The organism is Neisseria animalis (assembly GCF_900636515.1).
GTDB lineage: Bacteria > Pseudomonadota > Gammaproteobacteria > Burkholderiales > Neisseriaceae > Neisseria > Neisseria animalis.
The window spans coordinates 1,030,239-1,048,017 of sequence record NZ_LR134287.1; the positions used below are offsets into that span (position 1 = coordinate 1,030,239).

The 17,779-nt window shown below is 50.7% G+C and carries 13 protein-coding genes, 1 tRNA gene and 1 pseudogene; 11 read left to right on the plus strand and 4 right to left on the minus strand.

Translation table 11 applies throughout. The annotated features are described in order from the left end of the window. Positions 1-73 precede the first annotated feature (73 nt). The 4 genes from EL111_RS04885 to EL111_RS04900 all read right to left on the minus strand — a co-directional run bounded on the left by EL111_RS04885 (position 74) and on the right by EL111_RS04900 (position 5,942). Complete coding sequence (locus tag EL111_RS04885; protein WP_123794762.1) at positions 74-241, minus strand: GNAT family N-acetyltransferase; 168 nt, start codon at positions 239-241, stop codon at positions 74-76. A 451-nt stretch (positions 242-692) separates the two neighbouring features. Continuing rightward, on the minus strand, positions 693-2,369 hold the full coding sequence (locus EL111_RS04890) for an AIPR family protein (protein WP_123794761.1): 1,677 nt from the start codon (positions 2,367-2,369) through the stop codon (positions 693-695). Between the two features lie 70 nt (positions 2,370-2,439). After that, on the minus strand, positions 2,440-5,289 hold the full coding sequence (gene uvrA / locus EL111_RS04895; protein WP_123794759.1) for an excinuclease ABC subunit UvrA: 2,850 nt from the start codon (positions 5,287-5,289) through the stop codon (positions 2,440-2,442). Positions 5,290-5,381: 92 nt separating this feature from the next. Next, positions 5,382-5,942, minus strand: a complete 561-nt coding sequence (locus EL111_RS04900; RefSeq protein WP_123794757.1) for a pseudouridine synthase — start codon at positions 5,940-5,942, stop codon at positions 5,382-5,384. Positions 5,943-6,140: 198 nt separating this feature from the next. On the opposite strand from EL111_RS04900, the gene EL111_RS04905 reads away from it, so the two are divergent. The 11 genes and pseudogenes from EL111_RS04905 to EL111_RS04950 all read left to right on the plus strand — a co-directional run bounded on the left by EL111_RS04905 (position 6,141) and on the right by EL111_RS04950 (position 17,756). Next, positions 6,141-6,233 (plus strand) — tRNA-Ser (locus EL111_RS04905). A gap of 359 nt (positions 6,234-6,592) precedes the next feature. Then, a complete protein-coding gene (locus tag EL111_RS04910; RefSeq protein WP_123794755.1) occupies positions 6,593-8,824 on the plus strand; it encodes an NADP-dependent isocitrate dehydrogenase in 2,232 nt (743 codons plus the stop codon). 234 nt (positions 8,825-9,058) lie between these two features. Beyond that, the gene (gene ispF, locus EL111_RS04915) at positions 9,059-9,538 is read left to right on the plus strand and encodes a 2-C-methyl-D-erythritol 2,4-cyclodiphosphate synthase (RefSeq protein ID WP_123794753.1); all 480 of its coding nucleotides are present in this window, start codon (positions 9,059-9,061) and stop codon (positions 9,536-9,538) included. A 98-nt stretch (positions 9,539-9,636) separates the two neighbouring features. Then, positions 9,637-10,314 (plus strand): ribose-5-phosphate isomerase RpiA, encoded by a 678-nt coding sequence (gene rpiA, locus EL111_RS04920; protein ID WP_123794751.1) that lies wholly within the window; start codon positions 9,637-9,639, stop codon positions 10,312-10,314. A gap of 104 nt (positions 10,315-10,418) precedes the next feature. Next, positions 10,419-11,123, plus strand: a complete 705-nt coding sequence (locus EL111_RS04925) for a thermonuclease family protein (protein ID WP_162842952.1) — start codon at positions 10,419-10,421, stop codon at positions 11,121-11,123. 69 nt (positions 11,124-11,192) lie between these two features. Continuing rightward, positions 11,193-11,894 (plus strand): annotated as a pseudogene (locus tag EL111_RS10705) (uroporphyrinogen-III synthase); the annotation flags it as partial. 24 nt (positions 11,895-11,918) lie between these two features. Then, positions 11,919-13,358 (plus strand): uroporphyrinogen-III C-methyltransferase, encoded by a 1,440-nt coding sequence (locus tag EL111_RS10710; RefSeq protein ID WP_415065801.1) that lies wholly within the window; start codon positions 11,919-11,921, stop codon positions 13,356-13,358. Next, positions 13,355-14,575, plus strand: coding sequence for a heme biosynthesis HemY N-terminal domain-containing protein (locus tag EL111_RS04935; protein WP_123794745.1), 1,221 nt, complete (start codon positions 13,355-13,357; stop codon positions 14,573-14,575). Before EL111_RS10710 ends, EL111_RS04935 begins: the two co-directional genes overlap by 4 nt. 87 nt (positions 14,576-14,662) lie before the next feature. Next, the gene (hemE, locus tag EL111_RS04940; RefSeq protein WP_123794743.1) at positions 14,663-15,724 is read left to right on the plus strand and encodes a uroporphyrinogen decarboxylase; all 1,062 of its coding nucleotides are present in this window, start codon (positions 14,663-14,665) and stop codon (positions 15,722-15,724) included. A 104-nt stretch (positions 15,725-15,828) separates the two neighbouring features. Next, positions 15,829-16,362 (plus strand): NUDIX hydrolase, encoded by a 534-nt coding sequence (locus EL111_RS04945; RefSeq protein WP_123794741.1) that lies wholly within the window; start codon positions 15,829-15,831, stop codon positions 16,360-16,362. Positions 16,363-16,970: 608 nt separating this feature from the next. Next, entirely contained in the window at positions 16,971-17,756 is a 786-nt protein-coding gene (locus EL111_RS04950; protein WP_123794739.1) for an LPD3 domain-containing protein, read from the plus strand. Positions 17,757-17,779 lie beyond the last annotated feature (23 nt).

The window sequence follows — 17,779 nt, forward strand, 5'->3', positions numbered from 1 at the left end:
TATTGAGTAATGCACCTGAGGTAAGACTTGGTTTCAGAAAGCGGTAACCGGTGTTGGATTGCCTGCGACGCGCTTACTTTTGCAGACGGCCTACACGCGCCAAAACGCCGTGCGCATAATCACAACTTGCCGCCATCGTCCAGCCGGACTGCTCCGCTTCGGCCATTGCCGCCTCCACCAACACCCGCGCCAAGCCCCGACCTTGATAGGCAGGGTTGACACCCGTGTGGGTGATGTCCATCACCTCACCGCTCAAACGTTAATCCAATTCACTGATTTCGGTATCGCTATCCGATAAAACAAAACGGCGGAACTCAGGATAATGGCGGACGGTCGGCATGGCGGAGATCCTTATCAATAGGGAGAACAAGCAGTATAGGGCGTTTGCAGGAGCAGGGCAAGGCCGTCTGAAAAGCCCGCGCCGGTATAGTCAAATGCAACCTACAGCTTGTTTGCCATTCGGTAGCGGCATGCCGAAGCATGCACGCGTTGTATGATGGAACAGCGAAAAGTTCAAACCGAAGATGGTAAATGCAATCGACAAGCCATTGAAATCAAAATAAACATGCCGTCTGAAAGTATTTCAGGCGGCATAATCACAAAGCCCGACGAACGCGTGCATGCAGGGGCATGCATCCTACGCGGGGAATTTAGCATTCTATGCAGGCTACGGCTTGCTACGGTTTGCTTGCTTAGCGATTTAATAGTTCTATCAAATCTGCACGACGAAATGTTGCAGACAGTTGCTGTAATGAAACTTGGCTTTCATAGGATGGGTTGTATAAATCTTTCAATGCTGTATCAATGTCCTGAACAGCCTGGTCAAAATATGCATCAATATTAGCATCCAGCATATCTTTGACCTGTTGAAAATTACGATGATCGATGTCTTTAAATGATGCCAATTCCTTTTGTGTTACCAATTTTTTTGCCATTTGCATGGATAAAAAGCAAGATGCATAACGTACAAACAGTTTATCTGCATCCAATAATTTTTTGCGTCGGGCTTCGGTAAAACGATAGATTTGAACAGCAATAATGGTTTGTGCGGCATTTAACTCTTTAAAGAAAATTTTTTCATAAAATTTGCCAAAATGTTCCGATGTTCTAAATTTGGCTTGATGTGGAAGTTGTACGATAACTGATAAAATAGCTTCGGCCGCAGTACCAGAAGTAATATCGCCTGCACGGACATTGGTGGTGCTGCGCTTGCGGTGATATGCATAGCCTAAGCCTTGGATACCTTCTTCTAATTGAAGTTGTTTTTCATCATTGGCACGCAAATCTTTTAAATCTACAGGATTCTGGTTATTGGTTGCATGGGTAATTTTATTAACGTAATTTTCATATTGTTCATCAGGCAAAGCATAAATTCGCACTAATACCGAAGCATTATCAGAAAGTACGCCATGAGTTTGCAGATAGCGATGTAGGGTCATGGAAGTCTGGCCGCCATTTACAATCTGCAAATCTTTAACTTTAATAGTAAAATTATCTTGCTGTAATGCGTTGTAATTAAAATTTTTGCATACCAAAGTTAACCCATTATTCAGAAAATAAAAATTATCGGGGTCTTTTTCTAACGTGGTGTGAATATCGTTATTGACCCGATTGCCTTGTAAGCCCAAATAGCGGCGTACGTTTCTCTCTAATAGCCTATCTCCGTATTGCTCAATCAAAGATGCCACCTTATTCACAGACATCCGACCAATACACACACGGCTAAAATTCATGTCTTCCACAATTGCTTTACCGATTAAGGGCAAATCAGCATCTACTTTTTCTGTATTTTTAAGTAGATTAAACAAAGTATCGTGATTAACGTGTTCCCAAGTAACTTGTTGGTTAAACGACGATAAGTTGATTTGCTCTTGGGCAGCGTCATTCCATTTTAGACCATTGTTTAAGGCAATCGCCCGAATTTTTGGAATATTGCCATCGCGTATCATAGAACGGATTTGTTCTATTTTGGTGCGTAAACGGTTATTTACCGCACCCAACTCAATATAAGGATCAAACAAATAACGTAAAGCATTCAGCATGTCTTTGATGCCATTTTCAGGAAAATTGCTGTTGCCTGCTAAGTTTTGCGTATATTTGGCTTGGATAATCGTAATAGGTAATTCACTTTCTTCGGGCGAACTCACATAAATAGCATCCACACCAAAATCTTGTCCACCATCTACAATACACTCTATGATTTCTTCTCTGTCCAAATCCAATAAGGCTCTAACCGAATAATAGAGAAAATAGATAGATTTTAATTTATTTTCATCTGTGCCTAGATTGAGCTCATCACGTAGCATTTGTTTGGTTTCATCATCTAAACCTAAAATTTGTTGTTCAATAATAGATGCAGTAAAGTCCATTTTTAAATTCCTTAATAAAATGATAATTAAGATAATGAAAAATTTCTTTCAATTTCAGGCCGTCTGAAAATCACTTCAAGACCATTTTCAAATACTTTCCAGTATAGCTAAATTTATTCTTTGCTACCATTTCAGGAGTGCCAGATACTAAAATCTTCCCCCCGCCGTCGCCGCCTTCCGGCCCTAAATCCACAATCCAATCCGCGGTTTTAATCACGTCCAAGTTATGCTCGATAATCACAATCGAGTTGCCTTTGCCTTTCAGACGGCCTATTACTTCCAATAATAAAGCGATGTCGGCAAAGTGGAGGCCGGTTGTCGGTTCGTCCAAAATATATAAAGTGCGGCCGGTATCGCGTTTGGAGAGTTCTAGGGCGAGTTTGACGCGTTGGGCTTCGCCGCCGGAGAGGGTGGTGGCGGATTGGCCGAGGCGGATGTAGCCGAGGCCGACGTCTTCTAGGGTTTGCAGTTTGCGGGCGACGGTGGGGACGGCATCGAAGAATCGGCGGGCTTCTTCGACGGTCATGTCGAGGACTTCGCTGATGTTTTTGCCTTTGTATTGCACTTCGAGGGTTTCGCGGTTGTAGCGTTTGCCGTGGCAGACTTCGCAGGGGACGTATACGTCGGGCAGGAAGTGCATTTCGACTTTGATCACGCCGTCGCCCTGGCAGGCTTCGCAGCGGCCGCCTTTGACGTTGAAGGAGAAGCGGCCGACGTTGTAGCCGCGTTCGCGCGAAAGAGGTACGCCGGCGAAGAGGTCGCGGATGGGGGTGAAGAGGCCGGTGTAGGTGGCGGGGTTGGAGCGGGGGGTACGGCCGATGGGGGATTGGTCGACGTTGATGACTTTGTCGAGGTGTTCGAGGCCGCGGATGTCGTCGTAGGGGGCGGGTTCTTCGCTGGCGCGGTTGAGCTCGCGGGCGGTGATTTTGGCCAGCGTGTCGTTGATGAGGGTGGATTTGCCGCTGCCGGATACGCCGGTGATGCAGGTGATGAGACCGAGCGGCAGCTCTAGGGTGATGTTTTTAAGGTTGTTGCCGCGCGCTCCGGTTAAGACCAGCATTCTCTCGGGGTTGACAGGCGTTCTTTCAGACGGCACGGCGATGGATTTTTTGCCGCTGAGGTATTGGCCGGTAATGGAATCTTTGCAGGCGGCGACTTTGGCGGGGGTGTCGGCAATCAGTACGCTGCCGCCGTGTTCGCCCGCGCCGGGGCCCATGTCGACGACGAAATCGGCTTCGCGGATGGCGTCTTCGTCGTGTTCCACCACAATCACGCTGTTGCCCAAATCGCGCAGGCGTTTGAGGGTGGCGAGCAGGCGGTCGTTGTCGCGCTGGTGCAGGCCGATGGAGGGTTCGTCGAGCACATACATCACGCCTGTCAAGCCGCTGCCGATTTGGCTGGCGAGGCGGATGCGCTGGGCTTCGCCGCCGGACAGGGTTTCGGCGGAGCGGGAAAGGTTGAGATAATCGAGGCCGACGTTAATCAGGAAGCCCAAACGCTCGGTAATTTCTTTGAGGATTTTTTCGGCAATCTGTTTTTTGTTGCCTTCCAAATCGAGGGTTTCGAAGAAGCGGTGGGTTTGGGTGAGCGGCCATGCGGAGATTTCGTGCAGCGGCTGTTTGCCTACATACACATAACGCGCCTCTTTGCGCAAACGTGCGCCGCCGCAGCTCGGGCAGGCGCGGTGGCTTTGGTATTCGGCCAACTGTTCGCGCACGGTAGGCGAATCGGTTTCGCGGTAGCGGCGTTCCAGATTGGGCAGGATACCTTCGAAGGCGTGGCTGCGGTTGAAGGTGGTGCCGCGCTCGGAAAGGTAGGTAAAATCGACCACTTCCTTGCCGGAGCCGTGCAAAACGATTTTGCGGATATTTTCAGGCAGGCTTTCAAACGGCGCATTGACATCGAAACCGTAATGCTTGGCCAGCGACTGAATCATTTGGAAATAAAACTGGTTGCGCTTGTCCCAGCCTTTTATCGCGCCGCCCGCCAGCGACAATTCGGGGTGGGCGACCACTTTTTCGGGGTCGAAGAAATTCATGCTGCCCAAGCCGTCGCAACTCGGGCAGGCACCGACGGGATTATTGAAGGAAAACAGGCGCGGCTCCAGCTCGGGCAGGCTGTAGGAACACACCGGACAGGCGAAGCGGGCGGAAAACCAATGCTCTTCGCCGCTGTCCATATCCAAAGCCAGCGCACGCTCGTCGCCGTGGCGCAGCGCGGTTTCAAAACTTTCCGCCAGCCGCTGTTTGATGTCGGCACGCACTTTGACGCGGTCGATGACCACATCGATATTGTGTTTGAAATTCTTTTCCAGCTTAGGCACTTCATCCAGCGTATAAACTTCGCCGTCCACGCGCACGCGGGCAAAACCCTGAGCCTGCAAATCGGCGAAAAAGTCCGCAAATTCCCCTTTGCGTTCGCGCACCGCCGGTGCCAGAATCATCACGCGCGTGTCTTCCGGCATTTTCAACACGGCATCCACCATCTGCGACACGGTTTGGCTGGAAAGCGGCAAATCGTGTTCCGGGCAATACGGCGTGCCGACGCGGGCATACAACAAGCGCAGGTAATCATGGATTTCCGTAACCGTGCCCACTGTTGAACGCGGGTTGTGGCTGGTGGATTTCTGCTCGATGGAAATCGCCGGCGACAGACCCTCAATCAAATCCACATCGGGTTTGTCCATCATCTGCAAAAACTGGCGCGCATAGGCGGAAAGGCTTTCCACATAACGCCGCTGCCCCTCGGCATACAGCGTGTCGAACGCCAGCGAAGATTTGCCGCTGCCCGACAAACCCGTTACCACCACCAGCTTGTGGCGGGGGATATCGAGGTCGATGTTTTTCAGATTATGCGTGCGCGCGCCGCGGATGCGGATGGTGTCGTTGTCGTGTGGGTGTTTGTGGTCGTGGTTGCACATGATGGTAGGCCGTCTGCAAAATAAAAATCAAAACGCCGTATTGTAGCACTTTTTAAACAGACGGCACTTTAACAACCATGCTTGGAAAAGGGTTAAGGCAGCTTTGGCGCGGGCTGCCAGCGGCCCGGCTGCAAGCCTGATTCAAAAATGTTCAGACGGCCTACCGCTATGCGTACCAAGCGCAGACAGGGATAGCCTGCTTTGGCGGTCATTCTCCGTACCTGACGGTTTTTGCCTTCGGTAATTTTGATTTCCAGCCAAAAATCGGGAACGGTTTTGCGTTCGCGAATCGGCGGATTGCGCGGCCACAATTTATCTGCTTCGCCTGTTGGCAAAACGCGGACTTTGGCGGGGCGGGTAATAAAGTCTCCCAAATTTACACCGTTTCGCAACATATCCAGTTTGGTTTCGTCGGGAGAGCCTTCCACTTGTGCCCAATAGGTTTTTTCCTGCTTGAATTTCGGATCGGCAATCCGAGCTTGAAGTTTGCCGTTGTTGGTCAGCAGCAGCAGTCCTTCGCTGTCGGTATCCAAACGCCCGGCAGGGTAGAAGTTGGGCAGATGGATATATTCTTTCAGACATGGATGTTTCTCGTGGGCGGAAAACTGGCAGATTACCCCGTAAGGTTTGTTGAATATAATCAAATCATTCATTTTGCAGACGGCATTTGGTCAAATTGTGCTTATTGTAGCGTAGAACCGTATCATTGCAGTACCTGCTTTTGAGAAATTAAGACGGTTGTGCCGATATTGCTTGAAGTGTTTTTATTGGTAATTCAGTTGTTTAATAAATTAGCTCAAATTCATGCTTGACGATAAAAGCCGCAACCAGTATAGTTCGGGCTTCCCTTAGGAGTAATGGCTGAGAGGCTGAAGGCACTTCCCTGCTAAGGAAGCATGTGGGGTCAACCTGCATCGAGGGTTCGAATCCCTCTTACTCCGCCACAATACGGTAAAACCTGTCGGTAAACGGCAGGTTTTATTTTTTATTTATAGCCGAATAGCAAGGAGTGAGGTAAAGCCGCAAGCCGTACAGACATACGGGCGGAGGACTTATTGCCTTAACAGCTTGGCCGAGCTTCCTTTCTGAGCAAGGTGCGGCAACGCCGTATTATCCCGTGTTATTTGACTGTATCTCTTAAATTTACCTGAAAAGGCCGTCTGCAAAATACGCATTGCTTGCATTTTGCAGACGGCCTTTTTACATACTTTTGTTCACAATCCGTTAAAATATGCCATAATAGGGATTGTGTGGAATGAAAGCCGCAAGTTTAAAAGAAAAACCAACCTAGAAGAGAAGATCTATGACTAACAAAGCCACCATTATTTACACCCATACCGATGAAGCCCCTGCGCTGGCTACCAAATCCCTGTTGCCCGTCGTGCGCGCGTTTACGCAGTTTGCCGACATCGATGTAAAAACCAGCGATATTTCGTTGGCAGGACGTATTTTGGCTCAATTTCCGGAATATTTGAGCGAGGAGCAGCGCGTGCCCGATGCTTTGGCGCAACTGGGCGAGCTGGTCAAGCAGCCGGATGCGAATGTAATCAAACTGCCGAACATCAGCGCGTCTGTTCCCCAACTGACCGCCGCCATCAAAGAACTGCAGGCTAAAGGCTTCGCCGTACCTGATTTCCCGGCCGATCCGCAAACCGACGAAGAAAAATCCGTACTCGAGCGTTACAACCGCATCAAGGGCAGTGCGGTCAATCCGGTATTGCGCGAGGGCAACTCCGACCGCCGCGCACCGAAAGCGGTGAAAAACTTCGCCAAGAAAAATCCGCACAGCATGGGCGCATGGGCAAAAGATTCCAAAACCCACGTCGCTACCATGACTTCCGGCGACTTTTTCCATAACGAACAATCCGTTACCGTACCGGCCGCTACTTCCGTATCCATCGTTTTCACCGACAATGCGGGCAATAAAAAAGAATTGCGCAAGCCGGTAAGCCTGAAAGACGGCGAAATCATCGATGCAACCGTGATGAGCAAAAAAGCCCTGCTCGCCTTCCTGACCGAGCAAGTGCAAGATGCCAAAGCACGCGGCGTATTGTTCTCGCTGCACATGAAAGCAACCATGATGAAGGTGTCCGACCCGATTATCTTCGGTCATGCCGTGAAAGCCTTCTTCGCTCCCGTATTTGAAAAATTCGGTGCCGAACTGGCCGCTGCAGGTGTCAATGTCAACAACGGTTTCGGCAACCTGCTGGCCAATCTGGACAAGCTGCCGTCTGAAACCCGCGCAGCTGTAGAAGCCGAAATCGCCGCCGTTTATGCCGCCAACCCCGACTTGGCTATGGTGGATTCCGACAAAGGCATTACCAACCTGCACGTTCCGAGCGATGTGATTGTTGATGCCTCCATGCCCGCCATGATCCGCAACTCCGGCCAAATGTGGGATAAAAACGGCAAAGCGCAAGACACCAAAGCGGTGATTCCCGACAGCAGCTATGCCGGCGTATATCAAGCCACCATCGATTTCTGCCGCGAAAACGGCGCATTCGACCCGACAACCATGGGCACCGTGCCGAATGTCGGTCTGATGGCACAGGCAGCCGAAGAATACGGTTCGCACGACAAAACTTTTGAAATCGAAGCCGACGGCAAAGTCGAAGTAGTGGATGCAGACGGCAACGTATTGATGGCGCATAATGTTGAAACCGGCGACATCTGGCGTATGTGCCAAACCAAAGACGCTCCGGTTAGAGACTGGGTGCAGTTGGCCGTTAACCGCGCACGCCTGAGCAACACGCCTGCCGTGTTCTGGCTGGATGAAAACCGTCCGCACGATGCCAGCCTGATTGCCAAAGTAGAGCAATACTTGGGCGACCACGATACCGACGGTTTGGACATCCGCATCCTTGCCCCTGTCGAAGCCACCCGCTTCAGCCTGCAACGTCTGAAAAACGGCGAAGACACCATTTCCGTAACCGGCAACGTATTGCGCGACTACCTGACCGACCTGTTCCCGATTTTGGAGCTGGGCACCAGCGCGAAAATGCTGTCCATCGTACCGCTGATGAACGGCGGCGGTATGTTTGAAACCGGTGCGGGCGGTTCTGCACCGAAACACGTCCAACAATTCCTTGAAGAAAACCACCTGCGTTGGGATTCTTTGGGCGAGTTTTTGGCATTGGCGGTATCTTTGGAGCATTTGGCGCAAAAAACCGGCAACACCAAAGCGCAAGTGCTGGCCGATACGCTGGATGCCGCAACCGAACAGCTCCTGCTCAACGGCAAATCGCCGAAACGTAAAGCCGGCGAGTTGGACAACCGCGGCAGCCACTTCTACATCGCGCTCTACTGGGCGCAAGCTCTGGCCGCGCAAGACAAAGATGCCGAATTGAAAGCCAAGTTTGCACCGCTGGCCGAAACGCTGACTGCAAATGAAGCCAAAATCGTTGCGGAACTGGCTGCGGGTCAAAACCAAGCAGTCAATATCGGCGGCTACTACAGCCCTGATGAAGAGCTGGCTTCCAAAGCCATGCGCCCGAGCGCGACTTTAAACGAAGCGTTGGCTGCCTTGGCTGGATAATCGCAAAATACGGTCAGCTTGAGTTTCAGATAACCGGCTTTTCCGTATGCTGAGGCCGTCTGCAAATGAGAAGTTTCATTTGCAGACGGCCTTTTCTGTTGCTCAAACAGGCAGGGCGGGCAGAAAAATGGTACACTCTTTGCCGGTAAAAACGAAAAGTTTGGTTTGGTTATACCGGTTTTGCCGGAGCAGTTTTGCAGACGGCCTGCCGGCGTTTAAACAATAAGGAACAGCATGAATATCCGTATCGGACAAGGTTATGATGTCCATCAGTTGGTTGAAGGGCGTGATTTGATTTTAGGCGGCGTACAGATTCCGTTTGAAAAAGGTTTGCTCGGGCATTCCGATGCCGATGCGCTGCTGCATGCAGTTACCGATGCGCTGCTGGGTGCTGCGGCATTGGGCGATATCGGCAAATTGTTTCCCGATACGGCTGCAGAAAACAAAGATGCCGACAGCCGCGTATTGCTTCGGGAAGCCTATAAAGCAGTACAGGCGGCGGGTTGGAAAGTCATTAATGTGGACAGTACCGTAATCGCGCAGCAGCCGAAACTGCGTCCGTACATTGATGCCATGCGTGCCAATATTGCTGCCGATTTGGGGCTACCGGTTGATTGCGTCAACATCAAAGGCAAAACCAATGAAAAACTGGGCTACTTGGGGCGTATGGAAGCGATTGAAGCGCAGGCTGCCGTGCTGTTGGCCGCAGAATAATACGGTAGTTCCGTCGCCCAGCAGGCATGAGAAGTGCACACAACTTTATCAAGAAATGTTAAGATAATAGTGTTTTTCCTACTTGAAAAGGCAGCAATATGGCAACGCAAGACGAACTCAAACGCATGGCGGCGGAAAAAGCCGTTGAATTAGTGCCGGAAAACGAATACATCGGTATCGGTACGGGTTCTACGGTTAATTTCTTCATTGAGGCTTTGGGCAAAAGCGGCAAAAAGATTAAAGGTGCGGTTTCCACTTCCAAAGAATCCAGCGCGCTGATGGCAAAATACGAAATTCCCGAAGTAGCATTGGGCGATGTAATCAGCTTGGCGGTGTATGTGGACGGCGCAGACGAAGTCAACCATATGCTTCAGATGATTAAAGGCGGAGGCGGCGCATTGCTGAATGAAAAAATCGTTGCGAGCGCCTCTGAAAAATTTATCTGTATTGCTGATGAAAGCAAATATGTTTCGCGTTTGGGGAAATTTCCGTTGCCGGTAGAAGTCGTTCCGCACGCCCGCTCGCTGGTGTCGCGCAAGTTGCTGGCCATGGGCGCACAGCCCGAACTGCGTGTAGGATTTACCACCTTCAATGGTAATCAAATCCTTGATTTGCATAATTTTTATATTGACCGCCCCGTTTCCATGGAAGATGAAATCAACCGGATTACCGGTGTAGTGGAAAATGGTATTTTCGGCCATAAAGCGGCAGATGTATTGATTTTGGCGACTGCCGGCGGCGTAAAAGTATTGAAACCGGGGCAGGAAGCCGTTTAACGCCGCTTATGCCGTCTGCAAAATATCGGTTTTACCGGATTGAGTATTTGCAGACGGCATATGCATGATAAAACACCATCAAAATCTCGGAAATAAGAAGCAATATGTACAAATGGCTTGCCGTTGTGGCGGCGTTGGCGGCTGCACTCGGATACAGCAACGATAAAATACAATGGTTGAAGTTGGGCGGCGAAGTTGTCGAGCGCGTCAGCAGCGGCAAAGGCAACTGGCGCGACATACTGCCTGATTTGGCGGAGCTTGCCGGCATGGGCAATGCGACTTCTTCCGCGCAAAATTCTGCTGTCGAAAGCCGGCGTGCCAAACTGCCCAAAACATACAGCGGGCGCATTACCAGAGTTTCCGACGGCGATACCATACAGGTTACCGATGCCGACGGGCGCAAACATAAAATCCGCATGGCTTATATTGATGCCCCCGAATTGCAGCAGTCTTACGGTACCCGTTCGCGCGATAATCTGAAAACTTTTGCAGAAGGCGCGAAAGTCAAAGTACGCGTGTTCGACATCGACCGTTACCAGCGGGAAGTCGCGCAGGTATCCAAAGGCAGCGTGGATTTGAACCTGATGCAGATTCGGGACGGAGCGGCTTGGCATTATGAAAGCTATGCCAAAAAGCAGCAAAGCAAAACAGCCTATACGGATTACGCAGCTGCACAAAAAACCGCACAAAAGCAGCGTTTAGGTTTGTGGCGCAGCAAAAATCCGCAAGCGCCGTGGGAATACCGCCGAGCGCAAAACGGCGGCGCAAACAAGCAGGAGGGCGGCAAACAATGGTTCGGATTGTGGTAAAGGCCGTCTGCAAAAAGGCGGTGTATCCGGTTTGCTTGTGATGCCACCATCAAAACAAAGGCGGGCAGAATGCCGAAACAGAAAATACTGATTATCCGCCCTGAAGCGCGTGCGGCTGCCGATGTGGCCGTCTGCAAACAGCATGGCTGGGAAGCGGTGCCGCTTGCGCCGATGGAAATCGTGCCGGACGAAGCAGCATTGCAGCAGTTGCCGCAACAGTTTGCACAAGCCGATGTGGTATTTTGGGTCAGCCCGACAGCAGTCGAAACCGCTGCGCCGTATGTGGATTTTGCAGACGGCCTTTCCGTACAGATTACCGTCGGCAAAGCCAGCAAGAAAGCCCTGAAGCAGTATGCAGGCCGGAACGTCCACGCACCTGCAGACGGCAACGACAGCGAGGCGGTTTTGCGCTTGCCGTTATGGGATACGCTGCCGGAAAAAGCGCGGATATTGATAATACGCGGACACGGCGGTCGGAAGTTTCTCGCAGACGAGCTTGCGGCCAAAGGTTTTGCCGTTGATTTTGCCGAAGTATATTGCAGACGGCCTAAAGGATTGAATTGGCAGGACTTTCAAACAGAAAACATCAAGGCGGCATATATTACTTCAAGTGAGCTGGTGCGGATGTTGTTTGCACAAATTCCGGCCGAACACTCCCGATTCTTCAAAACCTTGTTATACTTTACCCATCACCACCGTGTTGCCGAAGCCTTGCGGCAGGCAGGCGCGGAACAGATTTATGTGGCGGCATCGTTGCACGAAGCCTTGTCGGCACCCTTTCCGAACGGAGCAGATATGAGTCAAACCGAACACAATACGCCTGAAAACGAAACGCAAGCTGCCAAAGCCGAATATGCAGGCCAAGCAGCGGAGCAGGAAACAGAGGTCTCTCGCAAAGAGCAGGATAAAGCTGCGGTTGCAAACACAGGCGGAGCAGCAGAGGAAAATACAGGAAAGAGTATGTCGGAATCGAAAAATATACCGCAAACAGCCGCTCCGGTGGTTATCAAAGAATCTTCAGGAAAAGGCTTAGCCGCCGGTGCGCTGGTGCTGGCGCTGCTGGGCTTGGGAGCAAGCGGATTTCTGTTTGTGCAGGGGCAGAATGTTTTGAAAACCCAAGAACTGGCGTTTGCACAAAAAATCGATAAAGCCGCGCTGGGCGAGTCTGAAAATGCTGCGCTGCTGAAAGACAATATCAACCGCCAAACCCTTATCCAAACAGAATTGGAACGTCTGGGCAGCGGTCAGAAAGCCAATGCGGAACAAATCGCCATGAGCCGCAAAGCCTATCAGGAATTGCTTAAAGGACGTGCCGACTGGCTGGTGGACGAGGCTGAAACCATGTTGAATCTGGCTTCGCAGCAATTATTGCTGTCGGGCAACGTGCCGGGGGCAATCAGCGTATTGGAACACATCAACAACCGCTTGAGCCGCTTCGACCAAGCCGGGCTGCTGCCGATCAAGCAGGCGGTCAGCCATGATTTGTCTGCATTGAAAAGCCGCCCGTATGTCGATATTTCCGGTACGGCGCTGCGGATTGACCGCTTGGAGACCGCAGTATCCGGTTTGCCGTTGATTGTGGACGGTACGCTGAAACCGGGTGCGGAAGAAAAAGTGGCAACCGATGCATCGCTGTCTTGGTGGGAGAATGCATGGGAGAAATCGCTGGGCGCGTTGAAAGGCTTGGTTGAAGTCCGCAAGCTGGACAGCAACGATGCCATGTTGCTGGCGCCGGAGCAAATATATTTTGTGCGCGAAAATCTGCGCCTCCGCCTTTTAGATGCGCGTACCGCCTTAATGCAGCGTAACGGGGAAGTGTATCAAAGTGATTTGAACAATGTTGAAGCAGCAGTCAGACAGTATTTCGATAACAAATCTCCGGCAACGCAATCTTGGCTGAAAGAGCTGGCAGAATTGAAAACATTAGATGTGCGTATGGTTTCCGATGATGTGCTGAAGTCCAGTTTGGCGGCAGTACGCGCTTATCAGGACGATGTGCGTACCCAAGTTGCCGGTGTTGCCGTGGAAGAACCTGAGGCTCAAGCGGCCAGCGCGGCTGTCGAACCGGCGCAAGCAGCCGCCAGCGCGCCTGCTGTGATGCCGGAAGCCCCTGCATTGCCGTCCGAACAATCGGCTACTCCTCCGGAAGCATCTGCTTCGGCTCCGGAACAAGAGGGTAAGCAGAAGCCGCAGACTGCTCCGGCAACCAATAAAGCAAAAGGGGAAGCTGCATGAAAACCGTTGTTTGGATTGTGATTCTGTTTGCCGCCGCGGTAGGTCTGGCGTTGGTTTCGGGTATTTATACCGGTAATGTCTATGTGGTGCTCGGGCAAACCATGCTGCGCGTTAATCTGCATGCGTTTATCTTGGGGCTGATTATTGCGGTCGTGGTGCTGTACCTTCTGGTGGGATTGCTGGCCGGCGTGTTGAACGTACCCGGCCGTATGCGCCGTTTCAATACGGCGCGCAAAGGCCGTCAGGCGGCGGTGGCATTGAACAGTGCAGGCTTGTCTTATTTTGAAGGCCGTTTCGAGAAGGCGGAAACAGAAGCTGCCAAAGTGTTGGCAAACAAAGAGGCCGGCGACAACCGTACCTTGGCTTTGATGTTGGGGGCGCACGCTGCCGATCAAATGGATAATTTGGCTTTGCGCGACCGCTATTTGGAAGACATCGAATTGCTGCCGAAAAAGCAGCAGCTTTCACGCTTTTTATTGTTGGCAGAATCTGCTTTGGGCCGCCGTGATTATCCGGTTGCCGAAAACAACTTGCTGGCCGCCGCACAAATTAATCCCAACCTTACCCGCTTGGTGCGTTTGCAACTGCGTTACGCATTTGATAAGGGAAATGCTTTGGAGGTTTTGGATAAATCGGCGAAGCTGGTCAAGGCCGGCGCAATCAATGATTTTGAAGCCGAACAATATCAAGTTTGGGCATACCGCCGTCTGTTGGCAACAGTATCGGATGCTGCCGGTTTGAAAGCCTGTTTGAAGCGCATTCCCGACAGCTTGAAATCGGGAGAGCTGTGTGTAGAGATTGCCGAGAAATACGCACGTTTAGGCTTGTACGGACAAGCGGTAAAATGGGTCAATCAGTATTATCCGCAAACACAACAGCTTGAGCTGCTCGAGCCGTTTATTGCAAGCGTTCGCTATTTGAGCGACAGGGAGCAGCAAAAAGCCATCGATACCGCGGAAGGCTGGCTGAAAACCACGCCTGATAATGCCCAGCTGCTGATGTATCTCGGCCGGCTTGCTTATGATGAAAAATTGTGGGGTAAGGCACAAGGTTATTTGGAAGCCAGCCTTGCCGTCCAACCGAGCTTGACCGCCCACTTATCGCTGGCGCGTGTGTTTGACGAGGCCGGACAGCCGCAGAAAGCCGAGGCGCAGCGTAAGTTGGCGCTGGAAGCGGTAGACGAAGAAGATATGCCTGCCGAGCATAAAGCAGTTTGATTTGTTTGACTTGAAATACATCACGATAAGGCCGTCTGTAAAATGATGATTTGCAGACGGCCTCAACCCTGAAACAGAAAGCCTGAAATGACTTCTTTAAAAAACGATACTTTTTTGCGAGCATTGTTGAAAGAGCCGGTAGATTACACGCCGGTATGGATGATGCGCCAAGCAGGGCGTTATCTGCCTGAATATAAAGCTACCCGCGCACGGGCAGGCAGCTTTTTGGATTTATGTAAAAATACCGAGTTGGCCACCGAAGTAACCATCCAGCCGCTGGAGCGTTTCGATTTGGATGCGGCGATTTTGTTTTCCGATATTTTGACCGTTCCCGATGCAATGGGGCTGGGCTTGTATTTTGCAGAAGGTGAAGGTCCGAAGTTTGAACGTCCGTTGCAACACGAGGCCGACATTGCCAAATTGGCTGTGCCCGATATGGAAAAACTGGAATATGTATTCGATGCGGTAAGATCTATCCGCAAAGCTCTGGATGGGCGCGTACCGCTTATCGGCTTTTCCGGCAGCCCGTTTACGCTTGCCTGCTATATGGTAGAAGGCGGCGGCAGCAAAGAGTTTCGTACCATCAAAACCATGATGTACTCACGTCCGGATTTGTTGCATAAAATTTTAGACGTGAATGCCCGCGCGGTAACGGAATACTTGAATACCCAAATTGATGCCGGTGCACAAGCAGTGCAGATTTTCGATACATGGGGCGGAGTATTGAGCGATGCCGCATTCCAAGAGTTTAGTTTGAAATACATACAGCAGATTATTGCCGGATTGAAACGCGAAAACGAAGGCCGCCGCGTTCCGGTGATTGTGTTTGCCAAAGGCGGCGGTTTATGGCTGGAACATATGGCGGAAATCGGCGCAGATGCCTTGGGCTTGGATTGGACGTGCAATATCGGTGAAGCCCGACGCCGAGTAGGCAGTAAAGTCGCACTGCAAGGCAACTTCGACCCATTTGCCTTATTTGGCACGCCCGAGTCCATTCGTCATGAAGTCGAACGCATTTTGAGCGGTTACGGGTCAGGCAGCGGTCATGTGTTCAATTTGGGACACGGCATCAATCAACACACCAATCCCGAACATGCCAAAATCTTGGTAGACAGCGTACACGAATTGTCGCGCCAATATCACAAATAAAGATAAGGCCGTCTGCAAATGAATGGAAGGAATAACCGGCAAATTTCCCTACATTTATACAGACGGCTTTTTAATGCTTATCCGTTGTAGAGGAGCAAACCATCATGGATTTGAAAGAAACCAGACTTTCCGGCGAACCGATTTATCAGGGTTCGTTTATCACCATCAGCCGTGACCAAGTGCGGCTGCCAAACGGCAATGAAAGCAGCCGTATCGTTATCCGCCATCCGGGTGCAGCGTGCATATTGGCCGTTACCGATAATGACGAGGTCGTCTTGGTACGGCAATGGCGTTATGCCGCCGATCAAGCCATATTGGAATTGCCGGCCGGCAAGCTGGATAAGGGCGAAGACCCTGCCGAGTGTGCATTGCGCGAATTGGCAGAAGAAACCCCTTATACCGCAGACAAAGTAAAACTATTGCATACATTCTATACGGCAGTCGGTTTTTGTGATGAAAAAATGTACCTCTACCAAGCCGAGGGCGTGCGATTGGGCAGTACTTTGAGTAATGATGAAGACGAAATTACCGAAACCGTTTTAATGAGTCGCGAAGCCGTGAAACAAGCATTGCAAAACAACGAAATCCAAGACGGAAAAACCTTGGCAGGTTTGCAATATTGGTTATTGAACAGTTAAAAGTGTTGTATGCTTGATAAAAATACATGATTAAACAGCAAGGTAAAGTTACCGGCTGACGGCAGGACAGCTTTGGGCGGAATGGTTTGAGAGATTTACCGAGCAGCAGGAATGTAGTTTTTATAGTCGAATAAAATAAGAATGAGACAAGGCAGCGAAGCCGCAGACAGTACACATAGTACGGCAAGGCAAAGCAACGCTGTATCATTCTTATTTTAAATGACTATAACACAAAACCATGTTGTTGCTTCAGGTAAAAGCATGACTTCAATCAAATCATCAGACGCATTGCACGATTCGTCCGCCAGATATAAAAAACGCCGCTTGGAAAACAAGTGGCGTTTTGTATAACGTCCGAAACACATCAAGCCAAGTTTGAAACCAATCTGAAAAAGTATCCCGAACCATCTGTTTTCCGGTCGGTTTTATTCAACAAACATCAAAGGCTGTTTTGCCCGAATCAGCCTGTTGATTAAATGAAAAGTATAGTCATTTAAAATAAGAATGATACAGCGTTGCTTTGCCTTGCCGTACTATGTGTACTGTCTGCGGCTTCGCTGCCTTGTCTCATTCTTATTTTATTCGACTATAATGCGGATTTACTGGCATTGGAGCAGGAATATACTGCCCGCCGCCGTGGAGAAACCCGCGAGGATTACGACAAGCGTGTAGCGGAGACGGCGGATAAGTTCGGGCAAGCGGTGGCAAAAACCAACCGCAAATACGATGATTTTACCGGCCGGCTGATGGCTGATGTCCGTTCGGGCAAGGGGGTATGGAGCTGCGATTCGGAATACGAGCAGTTTGCACGCATGGTAACGGCGGGGCAGTTTATGCCGTCTGATACGGCGGCGCAGGGTGTGCCGCAGCGCAACCGTGATGCTTCGGCAGTAGCTCCCGTAGAAACACAGGCTGCCATATTGCAAGGCGCGCCGGTATCAGTGCTTTCCGATACGGATTTGGCGGTTCCTGTTCCAAAGAGCGGCGGTATCAAGGCGGTGGTGGATTGGGCAGCGGACTTGTTCCGGCAATGGGGTAATGCGGCAGTCAATCCGATAATCGGCAGAGTGGAATTGAAACGGCGTTCGGCAAAAGACAGTTTGGCGCACGGCAAGTTTAATCCGGCTAAAAATTTGGCTTTTGCCGGGGTAAAAGATGTGCTTGAAAAAGGTGTGGTGGTTGCGGAAGACAGCAACGAACAGGGCGAAAAGAGTTTTTATATTTCCGCACCGGTTATGATGAACGACAAGCAGAATGTGGTAACGGCATTGGTTCACCGCGACCCCAATACGCAGAGACTCTATTTGCACAGCGTTTCATTAAAAGAAAATCTGCTGAAACCCGAGTATCCGGCACCCTTGGGAAATCTTCCCGCACGCACTCCGGCTCACTGACTTCAGCAGATATTCACAATGTA

Excerpts from the sequence above, each read along its gene's own strand:
- EL111_RS04885 (WP_123794762.1), bottom strand. The coding sequence starts at position 241 with ATGGACATCACCCACACGGGTGTCAACCCTGCCTATCAAGGTCGGGGC.
- EL111_RS04890 (WP_123794761.1), bottom strand. The coding sequence starts at position 2,369 with ATGGACTTTACTGCATCTATTATTGAACAACAAATTTTAGGTTTAGAT.
- uvrA (WP_123794759.1), bottom strand. The coding sequence starts at position 5,289 with ATGTGCAACCACGACCACAAACACCCACACGACAACGACACCATCCGC.
- EL111_RS04900 (WP_123794757.1), bottom strand. The coding sequence starts at position 5,942 with ATGAATGATTTGATTATATTCAACAAACCTTACGGGGTAATCTGCCAG.
- EL111_RS04910 (WP_123794755.1), top strand. The coding sequence starts at position 6,593 with ATGACTAACAAAGCCACCATTATTTACACCCATACCGATGAAGCCCCT.
- ispF (WP_123794753.1), top strand. The coding sequence starts at position 9,059 with ATGAATATCCGTATCGGACAAGGTTATGATGTCCATCAGTTGGTTGAA.
- rpiA (WP_123794751.1), top strand. The coding sequence starts at position 9,637 with ATGGCAACGCAAGACGAACTCAAACGCATGGCGGCGGAAAAAGCCGTT.
- EL111_RS04925 (WP_162842952.1), top strand. The coding sequence starts at position 10,419 with ATGTACAAATGGCTTGCCGTTGTGGCGGCGTTGGCGGCTGCACTCGGA.
- EL111_RS10710 (WP_415065801.1), top strand. The coding sequence starts at position 11,919 with ATGAGTCAAACCGAACACAATACGCCTGAAAACGAAACGCAAGCTGCC.
- EL111_RS04935 (WP_123794745.1), top strand. The coding sequence starts at position 13,355 with ATGAAAACCGTTGTTTGGATTGTGATTCTGTTTGCCGCCGCGGTAGGT.
- hemE (WP_123794743.1), top strand. The coding sequence starts at position 14,663 with ATGACTTCTTTAAAAAACGATACTTTTTTGCGAGCATTGTTGAAAGAG.
- EL111_RS04945 (WP_123794741.1), top strand. The coding sequence starts at position 15,829 with ATGGATTTGAAAGAAACCAGACTTTCCGGCGAACCGATTTATCAGGGT.